The following is a 24,802-nucleotide window of genomic DNA, read 5'->3' as shown; positions in this document are numbered from 1 at the left end:
TTGTTCCGTGTCAGTGGTGGCGCATTATAGGGAGCTTTTCGTTTTGCACAACCTTTTTTTTGAATTTTCTTATTAACTGTCTGTCTTTTGAGCATCATGTCGTATTTTTCGGCAATTATGCCCGAAAGTTGCATTGCCTCCGGTAAACTCTCTCATTAAGATCACCAAAATACATTTATATTCTGAGGTAATTATTGTGAATAAACTCCGCCCCTATCTGACATTAACCCCGTCTGTCGGTAAAAATGTCATGATCGATGACTCCTCCGTCATTATCGGTGATGTGCGTCTGGCTGATGATGTCAGTATCTGGCCGCTGGTTGTTGCCCGGGGAGATGTCAATTACATTCAGATTGGTCAGCGTACCAATATTCAGGACGGCTCCGTATTACATGTCACTCACCAGACGGCAGATAACCCGGCCGGTCACCCGCTGATTATCGGTGAGGATGTTACCGTCGGCCATAAAGTGATGCTGCACGGCTGCACTATCGGTAACCGTGTCCTGGTCGGTATGGGTTCAATCCTGCTGGACGGAGTGGTGGTAGAGGATGATGTAATTATCGGCGCGGGCAGTCTGGTCTCTCCCGGCAAACGTCTGGAAAGCGGCTACCTGTATCTCGGCAGCCCTGCCAAAGCCGTCCGTCCGCTGAAACCGGAAGAATATGAAGGGCTGAAATATTCAGCCAATAACTATGTTATGTGGAAAAATAATTATCTGTCACAGGGCAACCGGTAAGGCGGCTCATCCGCCTCACCTTTTTCAATGAATTCCGCAAACTCTTCCTCCAGATCCCAGCGGTTCCGGCGGAAGAGAACCAGCATATCCTCCCCGGGAGCCGTTCCGTAACGGGATTGCAGGTATTGTGCAGAGACGCGGCAATCTGATAAAAAGCCGTTGATCATCACAGGAAAAACAATGCACTCCCGGTCATCATCCCGTGATTCGCGGTCCGGAAACTGAATGGACTGGTTCATGATGTCATCTTCTGTTTGAGTTTTGTCAGTACCGGTGCAATATCCGGCAATACACCATGCCATAACCTGAATGCAAAAGCCGCCTGACCAGCCAGCATACCCAGCCCGTCAGCATACCGGGTTACACCGTTATCTGCGGCAAGCTGCAGAAAAGGTGTCAGCCCCGTACGGTAAAACATATCGTAACAGGCAACAGACGGATTCAGTAATGACTGAGGGATTTGCGGAACCGCGCCGTCCACCCCGGATGATGTGGCATTAATAATCAGTGAAAATCCGGTCGTTCCGGTTTCACTGACAGGCATTGCACTGACTTTTCCGTGACCGGCAAACCGCTCAGCCAGAGACTGCGCTTTGCTGAATGTCCGGTTAGTAACGGTAACAGCGCAACCTGCCAGCAACAGAGACAGCAACGCGCCGCGGGCTGCGCCACCTGCACCAATCAGCAGAATACTGTCGCCGGGGCGGATAAACATCAGCCGCTGCAAATCAATTACCAGTCCTTCACCGTCGGTATTATCCCCTGCCAGCCGTTTATCTTCTGTCAGATACAGGGTGTTTACCGCACCGCAGACCCGTGCCCGTTCACTCATCTCATCCGCCAGCGCATGTGCCTGCTCTTTAAAAGGCAGTGTGACATTCGCCCCCAGCCCGCCTGCAGCAAAAAATGCAGAAACGCTGTCGCGGAAGCCGTCGAGCGGAGAGAGGATCCGTTCATAACTCAGCTCAATACCAAACTGCCCGGCAAATTCCTGATGAATAAAAGGTGACTGGCTGTGTGCAATCGGATGGCCAAAAACGGCAAATTTTTTCATTCCGGGTCCTTTTGGTGTTCTGTCAGCCCTGGCGGTATAACTGCCCTGTCAGTGCATCACGGATCTCAGACGGATTTTTCCGCCCGCCGACCAGCCCGTCAACCACCGGGATCCGTCCGTTAAACTGTGCATTTACTTCATCAGTTGTCCGGCACGGTTCCAGCCCGCTCAGGTTCGCACTGGTGGAGACCACCGGTTTGCCGTATGCCAGACATAATGCCTTGACCACCGGATGATCTGTCACGCGGACAGCCAGCGAGTCAAAACGGCCGGTCAGCCATTTTGGTGTGGCGGGTTTTGCCGGGATCACCCAGGTCACCGGGCCCGGCCAGGAGGCAAACATCGCTTCACGCTGCTCATCTGTCAGCCGTGAGTCATCAATATAAGGTTTTACCTGATCATAGTTATCTGCGATCAGAATCAGTCCTTTTTCCCACGGGCGCTGTTTCAGATCCAGCAGCGCCATCACGGCCTGCTCACTGTCAGGATCACAACCCAGGCCAAAAACAGCCTCTGTCGGATATGCGATAACTTCGTGGTTATTCAGGGCTTTTATAATTGTGTCGAAATTTGCTGTGGTTTGATTATGATTCATCATTATTCTCATTTTGTTCTTTTTGTCGTTTTGCGCAGGCTTTACTCGCACAACTTAATCTTACGCCTGTTGATGTCCTTTTTTCCACCAGCAGCAGATAACCACAATACTGACACTCACCGGCAACCGGTTTGCTGTTCAGTGAAAACTGGCAGGCAGGATAGCGGTTACAGGCATAAAAAACTTTACCGAACCGTGACTTACGCTGAAGTAACTTACCATCATGGCACTGCGGACAGGCCACCGTCGTTTCATCTGGTGAATCAATAGATGCAATATATTCACATTCCGGAAAATTTCCGCAGCCGATAAACATCCCGTAGCGCCCCTGGCGCAGCACCAGCGTCCCGCCGCACTGCGGGCACAACTGTCCGTCCAGCACTTTGATGATATGCCCGTCAGTACCGGCTTTCAGTGGACGGATGTAATCACATTCCGGATAAGCAGAACAGCCGAAAAAAGGCCCGTGGGCACCATTACGGATAACCAGCTCTCCGCTGCATTCCGGACAGCATTCCGCCGTTGATTTTGACATGATAATTTTACCTTACGCCGATACCGTTCAGTGATGCAGGCGGATATATCCCCCGCTGACCACGGCTATTTTACCTGATAACTCCAGCTGCAGCAGTTGTGTTGTCACCTCTGTGACCGGCAGCTCACACCGAGCGGCAATGATATCTGCCGGTGTCGGTTCATCATCCACATTAATCAGCACATGTGCAAACGGCAGTTCCTCCTGTACCGGTGTGATAATCACTTCCGGTGCTTCCGTGACCGGCGGCAGCGCCAGCCACTGCATATCCAGCGCGAGATGATCCGTGATATCAGCCGGTGCTGTCGCAATATAGGCGCCCTGCTGCAACAACCAGTGATTACCCTCATACGCCGGATTACCAAGCACCGCCGGTAACGTAAATACATCCCGCCCCTGTTCCAGTGCGCATTGTGCCGTAATTAATGACCCGCTGCGCCGTCCGGCCTCAATCACAATCAGCAGACGGCTTAACCCGCTGATTATCCGGTTACGGCGGGGAAAGTTTTTGGCCAGCGGCGGTACATCCGGAAAATATTCAGAGATAAGTGCGCCATTTTCTGTAATCTCCTCTGCCAGCGACCGGTGTTTTGCGGGATAAATATGAGACAGCCCGCTGCCGGATACCGCAACCGTCTTTCCGCCTGATGCCAGCGCCGCCTTATGGCAGCATCCGTCCACGCCCGCAGCCAGGCCGCTGGTTATCACCAGATTGTGCTGTACAAGATGCCGGGTAAAACAGTCCCCCCACTTTTCGCCGTAATGGGTAACCGCGCGGCTGCCCACCATACTGACCTGCGGGGTAGATAACACCTCACACTGCCCTGCCACAAAAAGCACAAGCGGAGGTGAATAGATCTGCTTTAATAAAAACGGATAGTGTGGTGATGACAGGGGTAATATCATGTTACCCGGTGAATCAGCCCATATAAGTGCCGTTTTCAGCCTGGATGTATTCACATTCATGAATTGCTGACACTGTACCAGTGTAAGTCCGCACTGATGTAACTGGCGGCGGATCTCACCGTTTTTCTGTGTGCAGGTCTCTGTCAGTATTGTCGCAGCACTGACAGCATGATGTGCACTTAACCGCCTGATACACGCCAGACGTAACCAAATTTCCCTTTCATCCATTGCGCCATCCTGACTGAGCCTGTGATAAAAATGCGGTGTCCGCTGCGGGCAATACTGTCAATCAGGCTGATAACTGTCTAGAATAGACATTAATTTCCATCCATTTTTTAGATAGAACACGAAAAAATCTATGGCGTTATTAACTGTATTACATTATCCCGACGAGCGGCTTCGCAAGATTGCAAAGCCGGTTGAAAAAGTCGATGCCGGCATTCAGAAGATTGTCGATGATATGTTCGAAACCATGTACGACGAAGAAGGTATTGGTCTGGCAGCCACTCAGGTTGATATCCACCAGCGCATTATCGTGATTGATGTGTCAGAAGAGCGGAATGAGCGCCTGGTGCTGATCAACCCGGAACTGCTGGAAAAATCCGGAGAAGCCGGAATCGAAGAAGGTTGTTTATCGATTCCTGAGCAGCGGGCATTCGTACCGCGTGCCGAGCACGTTAAAATCCGGGCGCTGGACTATAACGGCGAGCCTTTCGAGCTGGAAACCGGCGATCTGCTGGCAATTTGTATCCAGCATGAAATGGATCACCTGGAAGGTAAATTATTTGTCGATTACCTTTCCGCTATGAAGCGCCAGCGCATCCGTCAGAAAGTCGAAAAACTGGACAGACTCAGAGCCCGGTCTTAATACCCGCAGTCTTTATCTGCCACAGACCGCAGCAGCGCACGGGCACTGTTATTGTTTGTGGCATTATTATTTTTACAGGAAAGCAACGTGTCAGATTCATTACGTATTATCTTTGCAGGAACGCCTGATTTTGCCGCACGTCACCTCGATGCCCTGATTCAGTCAGAGCACAATGTCGTTGGCGTCTTAACCATGCCGGATCGCCCTGCCGGCCGCGGGAAAAAAATCACCGCGGGCCCGGTAAAAGAACTGGCACAGCAGCACGATATTCCTGTTTTCCAGCCATCCACGCTGCGCAAAGAAGAAAATCACCAGTGGATACGTGACCAGCAGGCGGACATTATGATTGTCGTAGCCTACGGGATGATTTTGCCGCAGGCAGTGCTGGATATTCCGCGTCTTGGATGCCTGAATGTTCACGGTTCCCTGTTACCGGCATGGCGTGGTGCGGCGCCTATCCAGCGTGCATTGTGGGCCGGTGATACCAAAACCGGGGTCACCATCATGCAGATGGATGCCGGCCTGGATACCGGCGATATGCTGTATAAAGCTGAGTGTGATATCACATCAGAAGATACCAGTGCATCCCTGTATGAAAAACTCGCCGGTATCGGCCCGCAGGCACTGTTACAGACACTGTCTCTGGTGTGTCAGAATGCACTCCGCCCTGAAAAACAGGATGACACCCTGGTTACCTATGCAGAAAAACTGAGCAAAGAAGAAGCCCGGCTGGACTGGTCTCTTTCTGCCGCACAGTTAGAGCGTTGTATCCGTGCCTTCAATCCGTGGCCAATCAGTTATATGGTGATTGATGAGCAACCTGTGAAAGTCTGGCAGGCCCATGCGATTGCGGAACAGACTTCCGCAGCGCCGGGAACGGTTATCCGTGCGGATAAAAACGGCATTCAGGTTGCCACTGCAGAAGGGATCCTGAATATCACACAGTTACAGCCTGCCGGGAAAAAACCGATGTCAGCCGCTGATATTCTGAATTCCCGCAAAGAATGGTTTACCCCGGGAAATTCACTGTAATTTTGTTTCATAACCGGCATTCCCCGCGTGGTATGCCGGTCCCCCTTTCTCTTTATCGCTTGCCGGCATACCGGAATCACAATGAAAAACAGCTATAACTTACGCAGCATTGCTGCCCGTATCATCAGCCAGGTCCTGGATCAGGGACAGTCACTCAGCGCACTTCTGCCTGAATATCAGCGGGATATCAACCCGAAAGATAAAGCATTACTGCAGGAATTATGTTTTGGTGTGATGCGGGTGCTGCCGGAGCTTGAATGGTACAGCCAGCAGCTGATGGCAAAACCGCTGACCGGTAAGCAGCGGGTACTGCATTATCTGATTCTGGTCGGTTTTTATCAGCTCCGTTATACACGGATCCCGGCACACGCAGCACTATCCGAAACGGTTGACGGTGCTGTGGCACTGAAAAAACCACAGCTGAAAGGACTGATTAACGGCGTGCTGCGTCAGTTCCAGCGTCAGGAGCAGGTGTTGTCCGAGCGTTTTGCTAATAATGAAAGCCGCTGGCTGCATCCGAAATGGCTGCTGTCACGGATTCAGGCGGCATATCCTGACAACTGGGAAGCTGTTATTACGGCAAATAATGAAAAACCGCCGATGTGGCTACGGGTTAACCGTAACCATCATTCCGCTCAGGAATATCAGGCGCTGCTGACAGAGAAGGATATTGAAGCCTTTTATAATCCGGCATATCCGGATGCACTGCGTCTGGCAGTTCCCTGCCCGGTCACTGATCTGCCCGGGTTTGCTGATGGCTGGGTCACCGTGCAGGACAGCTCCGCTCAGGGCTGTGCATTACTACTTGATCCGCAGAATGATGAGACTATTTTAGATTTGTGCGCGGCACCCGGCGGGAAGACCACCCACATTTTAGAGATAGCGCCCCGCGCTCATGTCATGGCTGTTGATGTGGATAAACAGCGTTTAACCCGGGTTAATGAGAATTTACAACGACTTAAACAAAACGCGGTGGTGAAAACCGGTGACGGCCGTTATCCGGAACAATGGGCAGAATCACAGACATTCGATCGCATTTTGCTGGATGCACCCTGCTCCGCGACCGGCGTTATCCGCCGCCATCCGGACATTAAATGGCTGCGCCGTGATAATGACATCAATGAGCTGGCGGCACTGCAACGGGAAATTCTGGACGCTGTCTGGCCTTATCTCAAACCCGGCGGCACACTGGTCTATGCAACCTGTTCTGTATTACCGGAAGAGAATATTCATCAGATAAATAATTTCCTCTCTTCGCACCGTGATGCTGTATTAACCGATACACCGGCAACAGGCTACCAGATGCTGCCGGATGCGCAGAGCGGAGACGGATTTTTTTACGCTAAACTGGTTAAACAGGCACTTTCTGCCTGATAAACAACCCGGACGATCATTTATATGAAAATTATTATTCTCGGTGCCGGTCAGGTCGGCGGCACACTGGCAGAAAACTTAGTGGATGAAAACAACGATATTACTGTTGTGGATACCAACCCGGACAGGCTGCGTCAGTTACAGGATAAATTCGATCTCCGGGTAATAAACGGTGCTGGCTCTCATCCGCGGGTACTGCGGGAAGCGGGCGCTGAAGACGCGGATATGCTCGTCGCGGTGACCAACTCCGATGAAACCAATATGATCGCCTGCCAGGTTGCATACACGCTGTTCAATACACCGAATAAGATCGCCCGTATCCGCTCTTCTGAGTATGTCCGGGAAGCTGATAAATTATTTTTACCGGAAGCGATCCCGATCGATCACCTGATCGCCCCTGAGCAGTTAGTGATCGACAGCATCTATAAACTGATCCAGTACCCCGGTGCTCTCCAGGTTGTAAATTTTGCCGAAGGGCGTGTCAGTATTGTTGCCGTGAAAGCCTATTACGGCGGTTCGCTGGTCGGAAACGCCCTTTCCAGCCTGCGCGAGCATATGCCGCATATTGAAACACGGGTTGTAGCCATCTTCCGCCAGGACAGACCGATTCGTCCGCAAGGTTCAACCATCATTGAAGCCGGTGATGAAGTATTTTTTGTCGCCGCATCCGAGCATATCCGTGCGGTGATGAGTGAATTACAGCGTCTGGAAAAACCGTATAAGCGGATCATGATTGTCGGCGGCGGGAACGTCGGCGCCGGTCTGGCACTGCGTATCGAGAAAGACTATAACGTCAAACTGATCGAGCACAACGCCAACCGGGCAACCGACCTCGCTGAGCTGCTGCATGACACCATTGTTTTTTATGGAGATGCCTCTGATCAGGAATTATTAGCAGAAGAACATATTGAGCAGGTTGACGTCTTTATTGCCCTGACCAACGATGACGAAGCCAATATTATGTCCGCGATGCTCGCCAAGCGCATGGGTGCCAAGAAAGCAATGGTGCTTATCCAGCGCAGTGCCTATGTGGATCTGGTCCAGGGCGGCGTGATTGATATCGCTATCTCCCCGCAGCAGGCCACCATTTCTGCATTACTCGGCCATGTGCGTAAAGCAGATATTGTCAGTGTATCGTCATTACGACGCGGTGTTGCTGAGGCGATTGAGGCTATCGCACATGGCGATGAAAATACGTCAAAAGTTGTCGGACGCAAAATTGCCGATATTAAGCTCCCGCCGGGCACTATTATTGGTGCGATTGTCAGAGATGAGCAGGTTATTATTGCGAATGACGAGCACAGTATTGAACAGGGAGACCATGTCGTGCTGTTCATCACTGACAAACGCCACGTACCCGAGGTGGAGAAGCTCTTCCAGCCAAGTCCGTTCTTCTTATAAATAAGTACTTAATATTTTGATAGTAAATACTATTGATTTATACTTGAGAATGACAACTTGTTAACATTTTGGGTAAGGAAAAGGGTATGAGCTTCATAAAAGAGTTTCGTGAATTTGCGATGCGCGGCAATGTCGTTGATATGGCTGTCGGTATCATTATCGGTGCGGCATTCGGCAAAATTGTGTCCTCATTAGTTGCTGATGTCATCATGCCACCACTCGGTTTACTGATCGGCGGGATCGACTTCAAACAGTTTGCCGTTGTACTGCGGGAAGCCAGCGGAGATGTGCCTGCTGTTGTACTGAATTATGGTGTATTCCTGCAAACCGTCTTTGATTTCGTTATCGTTGCGTTTGCTATCTTCATTGCCATCAAAATGCTGAATAAATTACGCCGCGAACAGGCTGAAGCACCTGCGGAGCCGCCGGCACCGTCAGCAGAAGAAACATTACTGACTGAAATCCGTGATTTATTAAAAGAACAAAAGAAATAATAAACTAAAAGGCCAGTAGTAAAAGATTATCTAATCGTTTACTACTGGCCTCCCGGTAATCTGCCTTGTTGTGTTTTTCTTTCCGGTTGTAACTCCCTTTACCTTTCTTATTTTTTTCTACTCTCTGCCGGAACAACGGATCGGATAGCAGTGCTTCCAGGGCGTTATCTTGTATTACGCCACGCTTGTGAGCATATTTTGTCATAGTAACCTCATTGATTATGTTTACTCTCTTTTTGTGAACAGCCACAGGGCTCTGTCGCACCTTGTTCCAGGATCTCCAGAATGGTGCATTGTGAACTGACATGTGCCGTTCCGCAACAGGCATCACTCAGCATCTTCAGAGAATCCCGCATTCGCTGCATTTCGACTAACTTCGTTTCCACATCTTTCAGCCGATCATCCACAATTTGCTTTGATTCACGGCAGGTGTGATGTTCAGGATCAACCCGGATCGATAACAGTTCCGTGATCGCTTCCAGTGTAAACCCTAATTGTTTTGCATACCGGATAAAGCGCAGCCGGTGCAGATCCTGCTCAGTATACAAACGATAGCCGCCATCCGTTCGGGTCTGATGATCCATCATGCCCTGTTTTTCATAAAAACGGATCGTATCCGGTGTCACTTCTGCAAGTTTTGCTAACTGACCAATTCGGTACATCGGCAACCTCCTGACATCATCTGGCCTGAAGCCATCATATCAGAATAGTAAAATGTTGTATGTCGTTGGCAGAGATATGGGGCTGAGGAAAGTAACTTCAAGGGCAGGATTAACAGAAATAAAAAAACCGGGTAAAAACCCGGTTTTTTTACGCAGTAACAGATTACTCTGCTGCTGCTTCAGTCTGGGATTCAGCGCGGTCAACAAGCTCAATGTAAGCCATTGGAGCATTGTCACCAGCACGGAAACCACATTTCAGAATGCGGGTGTAACCACCTGCACGCTGAGCGAAACGTGGTCCCAGCTCGTTGAACAGTTTTGCCACGATTTCGTTATCACGAGTACGGGCGAATGCTAAACGACGGTTAGCAACGCTATCCGTTTTAGCCAGGGTAATCAACGGCTCAACAACGCGACGCAGTTCTTTTGCCTTAGGCAAAGTCGTCTTGATAATTTCGTGACGAACTAAAGAACCGGCCATGTTACGAAACATAGCTTGGCGATGGCTGCTGTTGCGGTTCAATTGACGACCACTCATACGATGGCGCATGACCTTATCCTTCTCAGTAAAACCTTAACCTGTGATCTTATTCGTCAGCAATACTTGCCGGCGGCCAATTTTCCAGACGCATGCCCAGAGATAAGCCGCGAGATGCCAGAACGTCCTTAATTTCAGTAAGAGATTTCTTACCGAGGTTAGGTGTTTTGAGCAACTCAACTTCTGTACGCTGTACCAGATCACCGATGTAGTGGATTGCTTCTGCCTTGAGACAGTTAGCAGAGCGGACAGTCAATTCGAGATCGTCTACTGGGCGCAGTAAAATCGGATCGAATTCTGGTTTTTCTTCTTTCACTTCCGGCTGACGAACATCACGTAAGTCAACGAAAGCTTCCAGTTGTTCGGCCAGAATGGTTGCCGCACGACGAATTGATTCTTCTGGATCAATCGTGCCGTTGGTTTCCATTTCGATAACCAATTTATCCAAGTCGGTACGCTGCTCAACACGTGCTGCTTCAACATTGTAAGCAATACGCTCAACTGGGCTGTAGCACGCGTCTACTAACAGACGACCGATTGGGCGCTCATCTTCTTCCGAATGAATTCGGGCAGAAGCTGGAACATAACCACGACCACGCTGAACTTTGATGCGCATATTAATAGATGCGCCTTCGTCAGTGAGATGGCAAATTACATGCTCCGGCTTGACGATTTCAACATCACCGTCATGGATGATGTCGGCTGCAGTCACAGGGCCAATGCCAGATTTATTCAGAGTTAAGATGACTTCATCTTTTCCCTGAAGTTTTACCGCCAGCCCTTTCAGGTTGAGCAGAATTTCCAGGATATCTTCCTGTACACCTTCTTTAGTGCTGTACTCATGGAGTACACCATCAATCTCAACCTCAGTTACCGCACAACCCGGCATAGACGAAAGCAGAATACGGCGCAGTGCGTTACCCAGAGTATGGCCAAAGCCACGCTCTAATGGTTCAAGGGTCACCTTGGCGTGCGTCGAACTGATTTGCTCGATATCAACCAGGCGCGGTTTAAGAAACTCTGTCACAGAACCCTGCATTGTGTCCTCTCTTTGGTGCTAAGCCTTACTTAGAGTAAAGCTCGACGATCAGGTGCTCGTTAATATCAGCAGAAAGGTCAGTACGCTCAGGAATACGTTTGAACACACCTTCCATTTTCGCAGCATCAACTTCCAACCAAGTTGGTTTTTCACGCTGCTCAGCCAGCTCTAAAGCAGCCTTAATACGAGACTGTTTTTTCGCTTTTTCACGAATGCTGATTACGTCGTTAGGGGAAACCTGATAAGAAGCAATGTTTACAACACGGCCATTTACCATGACAGCTTTGTGGCTGACAATCTGACGTGCTTCTGCGCGGGTAGCGCCAAAGCCCATACGATAAATAACGTTGTCTAAACGACCTTCCAGCAGAGACAGCAGGTTTTCACCTGTGTTGCCTTTCAGACGAGTTGCTTCTTTATAGTAGTTACGGAACTGACGTTCCAGCACACCGTACATACGACGAACTTTTTGTTTTTCACGTAACTGAACACCATAATCAGACAGACGCGGTTTACGGGCGCCGTGCTGGCCTGGTGCTTGATCTAATTTACACTTGGTGTCAATCGCGCGAACACCAGACTTCAGGAAGAGGTCTGTTCCTTCGCGACGGCTCAGCTTGAGCTTCGGACCCAAATATCTAGCCATTTTCTTTCTCCAACTATCCTAAAAAACGTGAGGGCGATTAGACGCGACGTTTTTTCGGAGGACGACAACCGTTATGAGGGATCGGAGTCACATCAGTAATGTTAGTGATGCGGAAACCAGCCGCGTTTAATGCGCGAACGGTTGACTCACGGCCAGGACCAGGTCCTTTAACCATAACTTCCAGATTCTTAATACCGTACTCTTTCACAGCCTCTGCGCAACGTTCTGCTGCAACCTGTGCTGCGAATGGAGTTGATTTACGAGAACCACGGAAACCGGAACCACCGGCAGTTGCCCAACCTAATGCGTTACCCTGACGGTCAGTAATGGTAACGATTGTGTTGTTGAAAGAAGCATGGATATGAGCCACACCGTCAGAGACTTGTTTTCTTACACGCTTACGTGCACGAACAGGTGCTTTTGCCATTATAAGATTCCCCGATTATTTCTTGATCGGCTTACGCGGACCCTTACGGGTACGTGCGTTAGTCTTCGTACGCTGACCGCGTACCGGAAGACCACGACGATGGCGTAAACCACGATAGCAACCAATGTCCATAAGACGTTTGATGCTGAGGGTCACTTCACGGCGCAGGTCACCTTCTACAACGTATTTAGCAACTTCGTCACGCAGTTGGTCGATTTGCTCTTCAGACAGCTCACTGATCTTAACATCTTCAGCAATACCCGTTGCTTTACAGATAGCCTGTGAACGGGTTAAGCCGATGCCGAAAATTGCAGTTAATGCAATAACAGCATGTTTATGATCAGGAATGTTAATGCCTGCTATACGGGCCACTATGCACTCCTAAAAATTTTGGGGTAATACTGATCTGAAAAGCCCGTTTTCAGGATACTCAAACAGTAGAACCACGTTTAATAAAAAGATTGGCTGGCTAATTTAGCCAGCTCAATCCAACTTTGCAAGAAAAATATGCTTTTTATTAGCCTTGACGCTGTTTATGCTTAGGCTCAGCACTGCAAATCACGCGCACGACACCGTGACGCTTAACGATTTTGCAGTTACGGCATAATTTCTTGACGGAAGCACGAACTTTCATTTTTACTCTCCGTAACTTCTAAAGCAAACCGAATTAACGGTTATAACCTTTGAGGTTTGCTTTTTTCAATGCAGACTCGTACTGACTTGACATCATCAGAGTTTGCACTTGAGCCATAAAGTCCATGATGACCACAACCACGATTAAGAGGGAAGTACCACCAAAGTAGAAAGGTACTTTCATTGCGTCACGCATGAACTCCGGGATTAGGCAGATAAAGGTAATATATAACGCGCCAACTAAAGTTAAACGAGTCATTACTTTATCGATGTACTTGGCCGTTTGCTCTCCCGGACGAATTCCTGGTACAAATGCACCGGACTTCTTCAGGTTATCTGCTGTTTCTCTTGGATTAAATACCAGTGCGGTATAGAAGAAACAGAAGAATATGATTGCAGAGGCATAAAGTAACACATAGAGCGGCTGGCCTGGCTGCAGATACATAGAAATTGTCGTCAGCCAATCCCAGCCAGTACCATCACCGAACCAAGATGCAATTGTACCAGGGAACAGGATAATACTGGAAGCGAAAATCGCAGGAATTACACCCGCCATATTCACTTTCAACGGTAAGTGTGTACTTTGTGCCGCGTAAACACGGCGGCCTTGCTGACGTTTGGCATAGTTAACGACGATACGACGTTGACCACGCTCCATAAAGACAACAAAGCAAGTAACCGCAAATACCAAGACTGCAACCAATAGCAACAGGAGGAAGTGCAGTTCGCCTTGACGAGCTTGCTCAATGGTATGGCCAATTGCTGACGGAAGACCCGCAACAATACCGGCGAAGATGATGATCGAAATACCGTTACCGATACCGCGTTCAGTAATCTGCCCACCCAGCCACATCAGGAACATAGTCCCTGTCACCAAACTCACAACAGCCGTGAAGTAGAACGCAAAGCCCGGGTTAATAACCAGACCCTGCATACCAGGCATATTCGGTAAGCCCATCGCGATACCAACAGACTGGAACACCGCGAGGACTAACGTACTATACCGGGTGTACTGGCTAATCTTACGACGACCAGCTTCCCCTTCTTTCTTAATCTCCGCCAGGCGCGGGTTCACCACGCTCAGCAGCTGGATAATAATCGATGCCGAAATGTACGGCATGATACCCAGCGCAAAGATTGAAGAACGACTCAACGCACCACCAGAGAACATGTTAAACATCTCAATGATGGTGCCTTGTTGTTGTTCGAGCAATTTCGCAAGAACAGTGGCATCAATACCAGGGATAGGAATGAAAGAGCCAATACGGAAAACAATCAGTGCGCCGAGCACAAACAGTAAACGACGCTTTAACTCACCTATTCCGCCTTTAGCACTTTGGAAATCTGTACCTGGTTGCTTTGCCATCTGTTACTTATTCCTCGATTTTACCGCCAGCAGCTTCGATAACAGCACGAGCGCCTTTAGTAACACGCAGGCCGCGTACAGTAACTGCACGAGTCAGTTCACCAGACAGGAACACTTTCGCGTACTCAATCTGTGGACCAATAACGTTTGCGGCTTTCAATACATTAAGATCGATAACATCGCCTTCGATCAGCTGAAGATCAGATAAACGGATCTCAGCAGTGACCATCGCTTTACGTGAAGTAAAGCCGAATTTTGGCAGACGACGATATAAAGGCATCTGGCCACCTTCAAACCCACGACGTACGCCACCGCCAGAACGAGAGCTCTGACCTTTGTGACCACGACCTGCGGTTTTACCGAGACCGGAACCAATACCACGACCTACACGTTTTGGTGCGTGTTTAGCACCTGCTGCCGGAGACAGAGTATTTAATTGCATCTGTTACTCCTCAACTTTAACCATATAGGAAATACGATTAACCATACCACGGACCGCTGGTGTATCTTCGCGTTCTACAGTGTGGCCAATATGACGCAGACCTAAACCGACCAGAGTTGCCTTGTGTTTTGGCAGACGGCCGATTGAGCTGCGGGTTTGTGTAATTTTAATTGTCTTAGCCATGGTCCATTACCCCAGAATTTCTTCGACGGATTTACCACGCTTAGCTGCAACCATTTCCGGAGACTTCATGCTGTCTAAAGCATCCAGTGTTGCACGAACAACGTTAATTGGGTTCGTGGAACCATAAGTTTTAGCCAGGACGTTACGAACACCGGCAACTTCAAGAACAGCACGCATTGCACCACCGGCAATAATACCGGTACCTTCGTGAGCAGGCTGCATAAACACGCGGGAACCGGTGTGTGTGCCTTTCACTGGGTGGAATAATGTGCCGTTGTTAAGTGCAACGGTTTTCATGTTGCGACGGGCTTTTTCCATCGCTTTCTGGATTGCTGCCGGAACTTCGCGTGCTTTGCCGTAACCAAAACCAACGCGGCCGTTGCCATCACCCACTACAGTCAGTGCGGTGAAGCTAAAGATACGACCACCTTTAACGGTTTTAGATACGCGGTTTACCGCGATCAGCTTTTCCTGCAGTTCGCCAGCCTGTTTTTCGATGTGTGCCATCTTACACCTCTACCTTAGAACTGTAGGCCAGCTTCACGGGCAGCATCTGCCAGTGCCTGGACTCGACCATGATATTGGAAACCTGAACGGTCAAAGGATACTGCTTTGATTCCTTTTTCCAGTGCGCGCTCAGCAATAGCTTTACCTACTGCGATTGCGGCATCTTTGTTTCCGGTGTATTTAACTTGTTCGCTGATAGCTTTTTCAACAGTAGAAGCGGCCACCAACGTTTCAGAACCGTTTGGTGCAATAACCTGCGCATAGATATGGCGAGGGGTACGATGTACCACCAGGCGAGTTGCACCCAGTTCCATAAGCTTGCGGCGTGCGCGGGTCGCACGACGGATACGAGCTGCTTTCTTATCCATAGTGTTACCTTACTTCTTCTTAGCCTCTTTAATACGCACGACTTCGTCGGCGTAGCGAATACCTTTACCTTTGTAAGGTTCAGGGCGACGATAGGCGCGTAAGTCTGCTGCGATCTGACCAATAACCTGCTTATCAGCACCTTTCAGTACGATTTCAGTTTGGGTCGGACATTCAGCAGTAACGCCAGCCGGCAGTTTGTGCTCTACTGGGTGAGAGAAACCTACAGACAGGTTTACCACATCACCTTTAACGGCTGCACGATAACCAACACCTACCAGTTGCAGCTTCTTAGAGAAGCCTTCGGTAACACCAACAACCATAGCGTTAACCAGTGCACGAGTTGTACCAGCCTGTGCCCATGCGTCGGTATAACCGTCACGCGGACCAAAGGTTAACTGGTTGTCTGCATGTTTAACTTCTACAGCGTTGTGGATATTACGGCTCAGCTCGCCGTTTTTACCCTTAATCGAAATAACCTGACCGTTGAGTTTTACCTCTACGCCGGCAGGAATGACGACGGGTGCTTTTGCCACACGAGACATTCTTTCCTCCCGAATTATGCTACGTAGCAGAGAATCTCGCCACCAAGACCAGCCTGGCGAGCTGCACGATCAGTCATTACACCTTTAGATGTAGAAACAACTGCGATACCCAGACCTGCCATAACTTGTGGCAGTTCGTCTTTGCGCTTATAAATACGCAGACTTGGGCGGCTTACGCGCTGGATGCTTTCTACAACAGCCTTACCCTGGAAATACTTAAGAGTCAGTTCCAGTTCTGGCTTGATGTCGCCTTCGATTTTAAAATCTTCAATATAACCTTCTTCCTTCAGCACGTTGGCAATTGCCACTTTCAGCTTGGAGGAAGGCATGGTGACCGCAACTTTGTTCGCGGCCTGACCGTTACGGATACGGGTCAGCATATCCGCGATGGGATCTTGCATGCTCATCTGTCTTTACTCCCGTGATTCAATATGGTGACAATTACCAGCTAGCTTTCTTAAGGCCCGGGATTTCACCGCGCATAGCGGCTTCACGGACTTTAATACGGCTTAAGCCAAACTTCCGCAGAAAACCGTGTGGACGCCCGGTTTGGCGGCAACGGTTACGCTGACGGGAAGGACTGGAATCACGTGGCAGAGATTGAAGCTTCAGAACAGCATCCCAACGATCGTCATCTGATGCGTTGACATCGGAGATGGTAGCTTTCAGTTCTGCGCGTTTTGCGAAGAATTTCTCAGCTAATTTTGCACGTTTTACATCACGTGCTTTCATAGATTTCTTAGCCATGAATACCCTGCCTTACTTGCGAAACGGGAAGTTAAACGCTGATAACAGTGCGCGACCTTCATCATCAGATTTCGCGGTGGTAGTGATAGTAATATCAAGACCACGAACACGATCCACTTTATCGTAATCGATTTCAGGGAAGATGATTTGTTCACGTACGCCCATGCTGTAGTTACCGCGACCATCGAAAGACTTAGCGGACAAGCCACGGAAGTCACGAATACGTGGTACAGCAATAGAAATCAGTCGCTCAAAGAACTCCCACATGCGTTCGCCACGCAGAGTTACTTTACAGCCGATTGGATAGCCCTGGCGGATTTTGAAGCCTGCAACAGATTTGCGTGCTTTGGTGATCAATGGTTTCTGACCAGAGATTGCTGCTAAGTCAGCTGCTGCGTTATCCAGCAGTTTTTTATCAGCAATTGCTTCACCAACACCCATATTCAGGGTGATCTTCTCGACCCGAGGGACTTGCATGACAGAATTGTAGTTAAACTGAGTCATCAGTTGTTTAACTACTTCGTCTTTGTAGTAATCATGCAGTTTCGCCATCGTATACTCCAAAAATTACTTGATAGTTTCGCTGTTAGACTTGAAGAAACGGACTTTTTTGCCGTCTTCGAATCTAAAACCTACACGGTCAGCCTTGCCGGTTGCCGCATTGAAGATTGCAACGTTAGAAACCTGAATTGCAGCTTCTTTTTCAACGATGCCACCTGGTTGGTTCAGGGCCGGAACCGGCTTCTGATGTTTCTTAACCAGATTGATACCTTCAACGATAACTTTACCAGAAGAAAGAACCTGTTTTACTTTACCGCGCTTACCTTTATCTTTGCCGGTCAGCACGATAATTTCGTCATCACGACGGATTTTCGCTGCCATAGTTCCGCTCCTTAGAGTACTTCAGGTGCCAGTGAGATAATTTTCATAAACTTCTCGTTACGAAGTTCACGAGTTACCGGCCCAAAAATACGCGTACCGATAACTTGCTCGCTGTTATTGTTTAACAATACACAAGCGTTGCTATCGAAGCGAATGACAGAACCGTCAGGGCGACGTACACCCTTCTTGGTGCGCACCACTACTGCCTTCAGAACATCACCTTTTTTTACTTTACCGCGCGGAATTGCTTCCTTGATGGTAATTTTGATAATGTCGCCTACAGCTGCGTAGCGACGGTGCGAGCCACCTAGAACCTTGATACACATTACGCGACGTGCACCGGAGTTATCGGCCACGTTCAGCATAGTCTGTTCTTGGATCATTTTAGTGCTCCGCTAAATGTCAACTACTACTGAGCCACTCTTACTAAAAAGAGAGGCCGTCCAAATACCCAATTACGAGGGCGCGGCATTATAACACCACATCTTCGTTATGGATAGAAAAAAATAAACGGCTCTAAAGCCGAGCCGTTTATTCTACATCAGAAAGCAGTGCTGTTACAGTACAGCTTTCTCTACGACGCGAACCAGGGTCCAGGACTTAGTCTTAGACAGTGGACGGGTTTCGCGGATTTCTACCACGTCACCGATACCACATTCATTGTTCTCGTCATGTACGTGCAGTTTAGTCGTACGACGGATGAACTTACCATACAGAGGGTGTTTCACCATACGCTCGATAGTCACAACAATGGATTTCTCCATTTTGTCACTAACAACACGACCTTGCAGAGTACGGATTTTATCGGTCATTACGCACCCGCCTTCTCAGTCAATAAAGTCTTAACACGTGCAATATTACGACGCACTTGTTTTAACAGATGAGACTGTTGTAACTGGCCGCTTGCCGCTTGCATACGCAGGTTAAATTGTTCGCGCAGCAGGTTCAGCAGCTCAGTGTTCAGCTCTTCAACGCTTTTTTCGCGCAGCTCTTTCGCTTTCATTACATCACCGTCTTAGTTACAAAGGTGGTTTTGATAGGCAGTTTAGCTGCTGCCAGCTTGAATGCTTCACGAGCAAGCTCTTCCGATACGCCGTCCATTTCATACAGGACTTTACCCGGCTGGATTAAGGCAACCCAATACTCCACGTTACCTTTACCTTTACCCATACGCACTTCAAGAGGCTTTTCAGTGATAGGTTTGTCCGGGAACACACGGATCCAGATTTTACCCTGACGCTTAACTGCACGGGTCATAGCACGACGTGCTGCTTCGATCTGACGTGCAGTCAGACGACCACGGCCAACAGCTTTCAGACCATAAGTGCCGAAGCTCACATCCGCGCCGGCTGCCAGACCGCGGTTACGGCCTTTGTGCACTTTACGGAATTTTGTACGCTTTGGTTGTAACATTCAGCGACTCTCCTTTACTTACGGCCTTTACGCTGCTGTTTTTTAGGTTGAGCAGCCGGTTTTTCCGCCTGTTCAACTGCAGCCATGCCACCCAGAATCTCACCTTTGAAGATCCACACTTTAACACCGATAACACCATAAGTAGTCTGAGCTTCAGAGGTGTTATAATCGATGTCTGCACGCAGGGTATGCAGAGGCACACGGCCTTCACGATACCACTCAGTACGTGCGATTTCAGCACCGCCTAAACGGCCGCTGACTTCGACTTTGATACCTTTAGCGCCTAAACGCATAGCATTCTGTACCGCACGCTTCATAGCACGACGGAACATAACGCGACGTTCCAGCTGTGAAGTGATGCTGTCAGCAACTAATTTTGCGTCCAGTTCAGGTTTACGTACTTCGGCAATATTGATCTGCGCAGGAACGCCAGCGATATCTGAAACGCTTTTGCGCAGTTTTTCAACGTCTTCACCTTTCTTACCGATCACGATGCCAGGGCGTGCAGTGTGAATAGTCACACGGATGCTCTTAGCAGGGCGCTCGATAACGATGCGGGATACTGACGCTTTTTCCAGTTCTTTAGTTAAGTACTTACGTACTTTAAAGTCGCTGTCCAGGTTGTCAGCGAATTCTTTGGTGTTCGCAAACCAGGTAGAGTTCCAAGGTTTAACAATACCCAGGCGAATACCATTTGGATTTACTTTCTGACCCATTGCTAGTCTCCAGGTATCAGCGATCGGACACAACCACAGTGATGTGGCTGGTGCGCTTAAGAATACGATCTGCACGACCTTTAGCACGAGGCATGATGCGCTTCATGGTTGGGCCGTCGTCAACGAAAATTTTCGCTACTTTCAGATCATCGATGTCAGCGCCATCGTTGTGTTCTGCGTTAGCAATAGCAGACTCCAGGACTTTCTTCACTAAACCAGCAGCTTTCTTGTTGGTAAAGGTTAAAATTTCCAGAGCTTGCGACACTTTCTTACCGCGGATCAGGTCAGCCACCAGGCGAACCTTCTGAGCAGAAGAACGAGCGTGGCGATGCATAGCAATAGTTTCCATCTCTTCCTCCTACCTTATTTCTTTTTGGCTTTTTTATCAGCCGCATGGCCGCGATAAGTACGGGTCGGCGCGAATTCACCCAGTTTGTGACCAACCATTTCGTCGGTAACGTAAACCGGAACATGCTGACGACCATTATGGACAGCGATGGTCAAACCGATCATGTTAGGAAAGATCGTTGAACGACGGGACCAAGTCTTAACAGGCTTTTTGTCACCGCTTTCCACCGCTTTCTCTACCTTCTTCAGCAAGTGCAGGTCAATAAAAGGACCTTTCTTGAGAGAACGTGGCATGGCTTATCCTCTAATTATTTCTTAGTACGACGATGAACGATGAAGTGTTCAGTGCGTTTGTTTTTACGAGTCTTCTTACCTTTGGTCTGAACGCCCCATGGTGTTACAGGGTGTTTACCAAAGTTACGACCTTCACCACCACCATGTGGGTGGTCTACCGGGTTCATCGCAGTACCGCGAACGGTAGGGCGAATACCACGCCAGCGACTTGCACCAGCTTTACCCAGAACGCGCAGCATGTGTTCAGCGTTACCCACTTCACCTAAAGTCGCGCGGCAATCTGAAGGAACTTTACGCATTTCACCGGAACGCAGACGAATAGTGACATAAGCACCATCGCGCGCAACGATCTGAACGTAAGTACCGGCAGAACGTGCCAGCTGGCCGCCTTTACCTGGTTTCATTTCTACGTTATGAACAGTAGAACCAACCGGGATGTTGCGCATTGGCAGAGCGTTACCCGCTTTGATTGCAGCATCAACACCAGACTGGATTTGATCACCAGCTTTCAGGCCTTTAGGAGCCAGGATGTAACGGCGTTCACCGTCTTTGTATAATACCAGAGCAATATTTGCTGAACGGTTTGGATCATATTCCAGACGTTCTACAACAGCCGGGATACCGTCTTTGTTACGTTTAAAGTCAACAATACGGTAATTTTGCTTGTGACCACCACCAATATGACGGGTAGTGATACGGCCATTGTTGTTACGACCACCAGACTTGTTGTTTTTCTCAAGCAGTGGTGCGTAAGGTTTGCCCTTGTGAAGCTCAGGGTTAACCACTTTAACGACGTGGCGACGGCCCGGAGACGTAGGTTTACATTTAACAATTGCCATTGTTCTTTACTCCTCCGACTTACTCAGCGCCGCCGACGAAGTCCAGATTCTGGCCTTCCTGCAGGGTGACGTAAGCTTTTTTCCAGTCGCTACGACGACCGAAACGCTGACCGTGGCGCTTCACTTTGCCTTTAACCAGCAGAGTGTTAACACCTTCAACTTTGACTTCGAACAGTTTTTCAACTGCAGCTTTGATTTCAGCTTTAGTCGCGTCTTTAGCAACTTTGAGCACGATGGTATTTGTTTTTTCCATCGCGGTAGACGCTTTTTCAGATACATGCGGCGCGCGCAGTACTTTCAGCAGACGTTCTTCACGGATCATGCCAGCATCTCCTCAACTTGCTTAACTGCTTCAGCAGTCATCACTACTTTACCGAACGCGATCAGACTGACCGGATCGATTGCAGTGACATCACGCACATCAACCTTGTACAGGTTGCGAGCTGCTAAGAACAGGTTCTCATCAACTTCGTGTGTGACGATCATCACGTCTTCCAGAGCCATATCTTTCAATTTCTGTACCAGCAGCTTGGTTTTAGGTGCTTCTACAGCAAATTTTTCGACAATGATCAGACGATCCTGACGTACCAATTCGGACAGGATGCTTTTCAGCGCGCCGCGGTACATCTTTTTGTTAACTTTTTGACTGTGGTCCTGTGGTTTCGCTGCGAAAGTGATACCACCAGAGCGCCAGATTGGGCTCTTGATTGAACCAGAGCGGGCACGACCAGTACCTTTTTGGCGCCATGGTTTTTTACCAGACCCAGTAACTTCAGCACGAGTTTTCTGAGCACGTGTACCTTGACGAGCACCAGCTGCATACGCAACAACTACTTGATGGACAAGCGCTTCATTGAAATCACGCCCGAAGGTAGTTTCGGAAACAGTCAGCGCGCTTTGCGCGTCTTTCATTACCAATTCCATTCCTATCTCCTCGACGTTAAGCCTTGACAGCTGGTTTAACAATCAGGTTGCTACCGGTTGCACCCGGGACAGCACCTTTTACCAGCAGCAGGTTACGCTCAGCGTCAACGCGAACGACATCCAGGCTCTGAACGGTTACACGTTCGTTACCCAGCTGACCTGCCATTTTCTTGCCTTTAAATACCTTACCCGGAGTCTGGTTCTGACCGATAGAACCCGGAACACGGTGAGACAAGGAGTTACCATGAGTAGCATCCTGAGTACGGAAATTCCAGCGCTTTACAGTACCGGCGAAGCCCTTACCTTTAGATGTACCAGTAACGTCAACTTTCTTAACGTCAGCGAAAATTTCAACGCTGATGTTCTGGCCAACAGTAAACTCTTCACCTTCTGACAGGCGGAATTCACGTAACAGGCGACCAGCTTCAACACCAGCTTTTGCGAAATGTCCTGCTTCAGGTTTGTTCACGCGGTTAGCTTTTTTGCTGCCGGTGGTAACCTGAATAGCACGATAACCGTCAGTTTCGTCAGATTTAACCTGAGTAACGCGGTTATTTTCGATTTCGATAACAGTAACAGGGATTGACACACCTTCTTCAGTGAAGATGCGGGTCATACCCACTTTTTTACCGACTAAACCAATCATTGTTTCAACCTCTCAATCAATTGATACCTGATTAACCCAGGCTGATCTGCACGTCAACGCCGGCAGCCAGATCCAGACGCATCAGAGCATCAACGGTTTTTTCAGTTGGCTCAACGATGTCAACCAGACGTTTGTGAGTGCGAATTTCGTACTGATCGCGCGCATCTTTGTTGACGTGCGGAGAGATCAGAACGGTAAAACGCTCTTTACGGGTCGGCAGCGGGATAGGACCACGAACTTGCGCACCAGTGCGCTTAGCAGTCTCTACGATTTCCGCAGTTGATTGATCGATCAGACGATGATCAAAAGCTTTAAGGCGGATACGGATTCTTTGGTTCTGCATGAGACCAGAGCTCCAACTATTTTATAAACGTAAAAAATTACTCCTCGCACCCATTTCGATTGACGGGGGAGTGTAATCGTTCTCGATGTAATCCCCATATCGGGGATATTTTCATGAACAGCTAAAAAACATACTGTCCAATGCTGGTATCAACCAGGCTTGCACAATTGGCAAGCCCGCGCATTATACGTGAATGAGCCCTGAAAGCAAGCCGCAAACCGGGATTTGTGCAAATTATCTCCGGCGCCATGACAAAAAATCAAAAAAGAAAAACCGCCGCGGGTTTCCCTGCCGGCGGTTCTGCACATTGCTTACTTTAGTGATTATTTCTCTGTTTTTTATTCTGTGTCTGCGTCCGCCATCTGTGCCTGCTGATAGTTCTGCAGACCCACACGGGCTATCAGATCCAGCTGGGTTTCCAGCCAGTCGATATGAGACTCCTCTTCCGCCAGTATTTTTATCATCAAATCACGGCTGACATAATCATGTTTGGAATCGGCATAGGCAATGGCTTCACGTAAATCTTTGGCGCCATCCAGTTCCAGCTGAAGGTCAGACTTCAGCATTTCCTCAACATCTTCGCCGATATGAAGTTTACCGAGATCCTGAAGGTTCGGGATCCCTTCCAGAAATAAGATACGCTCAATGTATTCATCAGCGTGTTTCATCTCATCAATGGATTCTTCATACTCTTTGTTGTTGAGTTTAATCAGACCCCAGTTTTTGAACATGCGGGCATGCAGAAAATACTGGTTAATAGCAACCAGTTCATTTCCCAGCAATTTGTTCAGATGCGAGATCATTTTTTTATCGCCTTTCATGTACCCTCCTTTGTTTCCTGTCTGTTCAGTATAGACACAGGAAATAATTCACGGAGTGATTACGGTGACAAAATAGCGATACAGTTCAAAATTCCGGCGGGTTTCAGAGAGAAGATTCAGGCGACGCGGTCAACCGGGACAGACATATGCTCTTCTGCAATAACGGCTTTGGCGTGGCGGATACATTTGCCGCATTCAGTGCCGACAGGGATAATTTTACGCAGTTCACCGATGGAATGAACCTTATTCTGGCGCACGGCATTCCGGATGGCTTTATCGCTGATGGCATTACATAAACATACGTACATATCATTCCTCCTGACTGCGGTAAAGAGTAAATGATAATCAGTATTATTACAATTGCGATTGTGTAAATTTTGTCAGCAGTTGCCGGAAAGCAGGCATAAAAAAAGAGAGCCGCAGCTCTCTTTTTAATAATCAGCGGGGAATTAACCCATCACTTTCGCTACAACACCC

General features: G+C 48.8%; 43 protein-coding genes. 6 read left to right on the top strand and 37 right to left on the bottom strand.

Translation table 11 applies throughout. From position 1 onward, the window contains the following. Positions 1–193 precede the first annotated feature (193 nt). On the top strand, positions 194–739 hold the full coding sequence (locus tag HMPREF3119_RS15080) for a gamma carbonic anhydrase family protein (RefSeq protein WP_070580195.1): 546 nt from the start codon (positions 194–196) through the stop codon (positions 737–739). On the opposite strand, the gene HMPREF3119_RS15075 is transcribed toward HMPREF3119_RS15080, so the two are convergent. The 5 genes from HMPREF3119_RS15075 to dprA are packed head-to-tail and all read right to left on the bottom strand — an operon-like array spanning position 715 to position 4,057. Continuing rightward, the gene (locus tag HMPREF3119_RS15075; RefSeq protein WP_036418982.1) at positions 715–978 is read right to left on the bottom strand and encodes a DUF1488 family protein; all 264 of its coding nucleotides are present in this window, start codon (positions 976–978) and stop codon (positions 715–717) included. The two genes, HMPREF3119_RS15080 and HMPREF3119_RS15075, sit on opposite strands and share 25 nt — an antisense overlap. Continuing rightward, complete coding sequence (gene aroE / locus HMPREF3119_RS15070) at positions 975–1,793, bottom strand: shikimate dehydrogenase (RefSeq protein WP_070580193.1); 819 nt, start codon at positions 1,791–1,793, stop codon at positions 975–977. The genes HMPREF3119_RS15075 and aroE overlap by 4 nt, the downstream gene beginning before the upstream one ends. Positions 1,794–1,815: 22 nt before the next feature. Beyond that, positions 1,816–2,388: an L-threonylcarbamoyladenylate synthase type 1 TsaC gene (gene tsaC, locus HMPREF3119_RS15065; RefSeq protein WP_070580191.1), complete on the bottom strand. Its 573-nt coding sequence runs from the start codon at positions 2,386–2,388 to the stop codon at positions 1,816–1,818. Then, a complete protein-coding gene (locus HMPREF3119_RS15060; RefSeq protein WP_070580189.1) occupies positions 2,378–2,923 on the bottom strand; it encodes a DNA topoisomerase family protein in 546 nt (181 codons plus the stop codon). Before HMPREF3119_RS15060 ends, tsaC begins: the two co-directional genes overlap by 11 nt. A gap of 27 nt (positions 2,924–2,950) precedes the next feature. Further along, the gene (dprA, locus tag HMPREF3119_RS15055) at positions 2,951–4,057 is read right to left on the bottom strand and encodes a DNA-processing protein DprA (protein WP_070580187.1); all 1,107 of its coding nucleotides are present in this window, start codon (positions 4,055–4,057) and stop codon (positions 2,951–2,953) included. A 130-nt stretch (positions 4,058–4,187) separates the two neighbouring features. On the opposite strand from dprA, the gene def reads away from it, so the two are divergent. The 5 genes from def (at position 4,188) to mscL (ending at position 8,998) form a co-directional block, all read left to right on the top strand. Then, the gene (def, locus tag HMPREF3119_RS15050; protein WP_004238602.1) at positions 4,188–4,697 is read left to right on the top strand and encodes a peptide deformylase; all 510 of its coding nucleotides are present in this window, start codon (positions 4,188–4,190) and stop codon (positions 4,695–4,697) included. A gap of 87 nt (positions 4,698–4,784) precedes the next feature. After that, on the top strand, positions 4,785–5,729 hold the full coding sequence (gene fmt, locus HMPREF3119_RS15045; protein ID WP_070580185.1) for a methionyl-tRNA formyltransferase: 945 nt from the start codon (positions 4,785–4,787) through the stop codon (positions 5,727–5,729). Between the two features lie 81 nt (positions 5,730–5,810). Next, a complete protein-coding gene (gene rsmB / locus HMPREF3119_RS15040; RefSeq protein WP_004238604.1) occupies positions 5,811–7,103 on the top strand; it encodes a 16S rRNA (cytosine(967)-C(5))-methyltransferase RsmB in 1,293 nt (430 codons plus the stop codon). Positions 7,104–7,127: 24 nt separating this feature from the next. Next, positions 7,128–8,504, top strand: a complete 1,377-nt coding sequence (gene trkA, locus HMPREF3119_RS15035) for a Trk system potassium transporter TrkA (protein ID WP_004238605.1) — start codon at positions 7,128–7,130, stop codon at positions 8,502–8,504. A gap of 86 nt (positions 8,505–8,590) precedes the next feature. Continuing rightward, on the top strand, positions 8,591–8,998 hold the full coding sequence (gene mscL / locus HMPREF3119_RS15030) for a large-conductance mechanosensitive channel protein MscL (protein ID WP_004242253.1): 408 nt from the start codon (positions 8,591–8,593) through the stop codon (positions 8,996–8,998). Positions 8,999–9,002: 4 nt separating this feature from the next. On the opposite strand, the gene HMPREF3119_RS15025 is transcribed toward mscL, so the two are convergent. The 32 genes from HMPREF3119_RS15025 to bfd form a co-directional block, all read right to left on the bottom strand. Beyond that, entirely contained in the window at positions 9,003–9,203 is a 201-nt protein-coding gene (locus tag HMPREF3119_RS15025; RefSeq protein ID WP_015422329.1) for an alternative ribosome-rescue factor A, read from the bottom strand. 7 nt (positions 9,204–9,210) lie between these two features. Beyond that, positions 9,211–9,660 (bottom strand): Zn(2+)-responsive transcriptional regulator, encoded by a 450-nt coding sequence (gene zntR, locus HMPREF3119_RS15020; protein WP_004238607.1) that lies wholly within the window; start codon positions 9,658–9,660, stop codon positions 9,211–9,213. 163 nt (positions 9,661–9,823) lie between these two features. After that, positions 9,824–10,210, bottom strand: a complete 387-nt coding sequence (gene rplQ / locus HMPREF3119_RS15015; protein WP_015422330.1) for a 50S ribosomal protein L17 — start codon at positions 10,208–10,210, stop codon at positions 9,824–9,826. Positions 10,211–10,247: 37 nt separating this feature from the next. Further along, positions 10,248–11,237, bottom strand: coding sequence for a DNA-directed RNA polymerase subunit alpha (gene rpoA, locus HMPREF3119_RS15010; protein ID WP_004238609.1), 990 nt, complete (start codon positions 11,235–11,237; stop codon positions 10,248–10,250). A gap of 25 nt (positions 11,238–11,262) precedes the next feature. After that, positions 11,263–11,883, bottom strand: coding sequence for a 30S ribosomal protein S4 (rpsD, locus tag HMPREF3119_RS15005; RefSeq protein WP_015422331.1), 621 nt, complete (start codon positions 11,881–11,883; stop codon positions 11,263–11,265). 37 nt (positions 11,884–11,920) lie between these two features. Continuing rightward, positions 11,921–12,310 (bottom strand): 30S ribosomal protein S11, encoded by a 390-nt coding sequence (gene rpsK, locus HMPREF3119_RS15000; protein WP_003863312.1) that lies wholly within the window; start codon positions 12,308–12,310, stop codon positions 11,921–11,923. A 15-nt stretch (positions 12,311–12,325) separates the two neighbouring features. After that, the gene (gene rpsM, locus HMPREF3119_RS14995) at positions 12,326–12,682 is read right to left on the bottom strand and encodes a 30S ribosomal protein S13 (protein WP_004242250.1); all 357 of its coding nucleotides are present in this window, start codon (positions 12,680–12,682) and stop codon (positions 12,326–12,328) included. A gap of 145 nt (positions 12,683–12,827) precedes the next feature. Then, entirely contained in the window at positions 12,828–12,944 is a 117-nt protein-coding gene (rpmJ, locus tag HMPREF3119_RS18905) for a 50S ribosomal protein L36 (protein ID WP_015422332.1), read from the bottom strand. A gap of 33 nt (positions 12,945–12,977) precedes the next feature. Beyond that, entirely contained in the window at positions 12,978–14,309 is a 1,332-nt protein-coding gene (gene secY / locus HMPREF3119_RS14990; RefSeq protein WP_070580182.1) for a preprotein translocase subunit SecY, read from the bottom strand. A 7-nt stretch (positions 14,310–14,316) separates the two neighbouring features. Next, positions 14,317–14,751 carry a 50S ribosomal protein L15 gene (gene rplO, locus HMPREF3119_RS14985; RefSeq protein ID WP_004242249.1) on the bottom strand — a complete coding sequence of 145 codons (435 nt, stop codon included), beginning with the start codon at positions 14,749–14,751 and terminating at the stop codon, positions 14,317–14,319. 3 nt (positions 14,752–14,754) lie between these two features. Continuing rightward, complete coding sequence (gene rpmD / locus HMPREF3119_RS14980; protein WP_004238614.1) at positions 14,755–14,934, bottom strand: 50S ribosomal protein L30; 180 nt, start codon at positions 14,932–14,934, stop codon at positions 14,755–14,757. A gap of 6 nt (positions 14,935–14,940) precedes the next feature. After that, entirely contained in the window at positions 14,941–15,441 is a 501-nt protein-coding gene (rpsE, locus tag HMPREF3119_RS14975; protein ID WP_004238615.1) for a 30S ribosomal protein S5, read from the bottom strand. Between the two features lie 14 nt (positions 15,442–15,455). Then, complete coding sequence (rplR, locus tag HMPREF3119_RS14970; RefSeq protein WP_004238616.1) at positions 15,456–15,809, bottom strand: 50S ribosomal protein L18; 354 nt, start codon at positions 15,807–15,809, stop codon at positions 15,456–15,458. Positions 15,810–15,818: 9 nt separating this feature from the next. Then, entirely contained in the window at positions 15,819–16,352 is a 534-nt protein-coding gene (gene rplF, locus HMPREF3119_RS14965) for a 50S ribosomal protein L6 (RefSeq protein WP_004238617.1), read from the bottom strand. Between the two features lie 14 nt (positions 16,353–16,366). Next, positions 16,367–16,759 (bottom strand): 30S ribosomal protein S8, encoded by a 393-nt coding sequence (gene rpsH / locus HMPREF3119_RS14960; protein ID WP_004242248.1) that lies wholly within the window; start codon positions 16,757–16,759, stop codon positions 16,367–16,369. Positions 16,760–16,793: 34 nt separating this feature from the next. Continuing rightward, positions 16,794–17,099, bottom strand: a complete 306-nt coding sequence (gene rpsN, locus HMPREF3119_RS14955) for a 30S ribosomal protein S14 (protein WP_004238619.1) — start codon at positions 17,097–17,099, stop codon at positions 16,794–16,796. A gap of 12 nt (positions 17,100–17,111) precedes the next feature. Next, positions 17,112–17,651, bottom strand: a complete 540-nt coding sequence (gene rplE, locus HMPREF3119_RS14950) for a 50S ribosomal protein L5 (RefSeq protein ID WP_004238621.1) — start codon at positions 17,649–17,651, stop codon at positions 17,112–17,114. A gap of 15 nt (positions 17,652–17,666) precedes the next feature. Then, complete coding sequence (gene rplX, locus HMPREF3119_RS14945; RefSeq protein ID WP_004238623.1) at positions 17,667–17,981, bottom strand: 50S ribosomal protein L24; 315 nt, start codon at positions 17,979–17,981, stop codon at positions 17,667–17,669. Positions 17,982–17,992: 11 nt separating this feature from the next. Further along, positions 17,993–18,364, bottom strand: a complete 372-nt coding sequence (gene rplN / locus HMPREF3119_RS14940; protein ID WP_015422333.1) for a 50S ribosomal protein L14 — start codon at positions 18,362–18,364, stop codon at positions 17,993–17,995. Between the two features lie 174 nt (positions 18,365–18,538). After that, positions 18,539–18,793, bottom strand: coding sequence for a 30S ribosomal protein S17 (gene rpsQ / locus HMPREF3119_RS14935; RefSeq protein ID WP_015422334.1), 255 nt, complete (start codon positions 18,791–18,793; stop codon positions 18,539–18,541). After that, positions 18,793–18,984, bottom strand: coding sequence for a 50S ribosomal protein L29 (gene rpmC / locus HMPREF3119_RS14930; protein ID WP_004238624.1), 192 nt, complete (start codon positions 18,982–18,984; stop codon positions 18,793–18,795). Before rpmC ends, rpsQ begins: the two co-directional genes overlap by 1 nt. Then, entirely contained in the window at positions 18,984–19,394 is a 411-nt protein-coding gene (gene rplP / locus HMPREF3119_RS14925; RefSeq protein WP_004238625.1) for a 50S ribosomal protein L16, read from the bottom strand. Before rplP ends, rpmC begins: the two co-directional genes overlap by 1 nt. 14 nt (positions 19,395–19,408) lie before the next feature. Then, the gene (gene rpsC, locus HMPREF3119_RS14920) at positions 19,409–20,110 is read right to left on the bottom strand and encodes a 30S ribosomal protein S3 (protein WP_004238626.1); all 702 of its coding nucleotides are present in this window, start codon (positions 20,108–20,110) and stop codon (positions 19,409–19,411) included. Positions 20,111–20,126: 16 nt separating this feature from the next. Next, complete coding sequence (gene rplV, locus HMPREF3119_RS14915) at positions 20,127–20,459, bottom strand: 50S ribosomal protein L22 (protein ID WP_004238627.1); 333 nt, start codon at positions 20,457–20,459, stop codon at positions 20,127–20,129. 14 nt (positions 20,460–20,473) lie between these two features. Then, positions 20,474–20,752, bottom strand: a complete 279-nt coding sequence (rpsS, locus tag HMPREF3119_RS14910; protein ID WP_015422335.1) for a 30S ribosomal protein S19 — start codon at positions 20,750–20,752, stop codon at positions 20,474–20,476. 14 nt (positions 20,753–20,766) lie between these two features. Further along, positions 20,767–21,591, bottom strand: coding sequence for a 50S ribosomal protein L2 (gene rplB, locus HMPREF3119_RS14905; RefSeq protein WP_004238630.1), 825 nt, complete (start codon positions 21,589–21,591; stop codon positions 20,767–20,769). 19 nt (positions 21,592–21,610) lie between these two features. After that, positions 21,611–21,913, bottom strand: coding sequence for a 50S ribosomal protein L23 (gene rplW / locus HMPREF3119_RS14900; RefSeq protein ID WP_004238631.1), 303 nt, complete (start codon positions 21,911–21,913; stop codon positions 21,611–21,613). Beyond that, positions 21,910–22,515 (bottom strand): 50S ribosomal protein L4, encoded by a 606-nt coding sequence (gene rplD, locus HMPREF3119_RS14895; protein WP_015422336.1) that lies wholly within the window; start codon positions 22,513–22,515, stop codon positions 21,910–21,912. Before rplD ends, rplW begins: the two co-directional genes overlap by 4 nt. A gap of 16 nt (positions 22,516–22,531) precedes the next feature. Further along, positions 22,532–23,161, bottom strand: a complete 630-nt coding sequence (rplC, locus tag HMPREF3119_RS14890; protein WP_004238634.1) for a 50S ribosomal protein L3 — start codon at positions 23,159–23,161, stop codon at positions 22,532–22,534. A 31-nt stretch (positions 23,162–23,192) separates the two neighbouring features. Then, positions 23,193–23,504, bottom strand: coding sequence for a 30S ribosomal protein S10 (gene rpsJ, locus HMPREF3119_RS14885; RefSeq protein ID WP_001181005.1), 312 nt, complete (start codon positions 23,502–23,504; stop codon positions 23,193–23,195). 338 nt (positions 23,505–23,842) lie between these two features. Further along, positions 23,843–24,325, bottom strand: a complete 483-nt coding sequence (bfr, locus tag HMPREF3119_RS14880) for a bacterioferritin (protein WP_004238635.1) — start codon at positions 24,323–24,325, stop codon at positions 23,843–23,845. 116 nt (positions 24,326–24,441) lie between these two features. After that, complete coding sequence (gene bfd, locus HMPREF3119_RS14875) at positions 24,442–24,633, bottom strand: bacterioferritin-associated ferredoxin (protein ID WP_004238636.1); 192 nt, start codon at positions 24,631–24,633, stop codon at positions 24,442–24,444. Between the last annotated feature and the right edge of the window lie 169 nt (positions 24,634–24,802).

Origin of the sequence: Morganella sp. HMSC11D09 (genome assembly GCF_001807955.1) — a bacterium.
GTDB lineage: Bacteria > Pseudomonadota > Gammaproteobacteria > Enterobacterales > Enterobacteriaceae > Morganella > Morganella morganii.
This window is presented reverse-complemented; position numbering and strand designations above follow the sequence as displayed.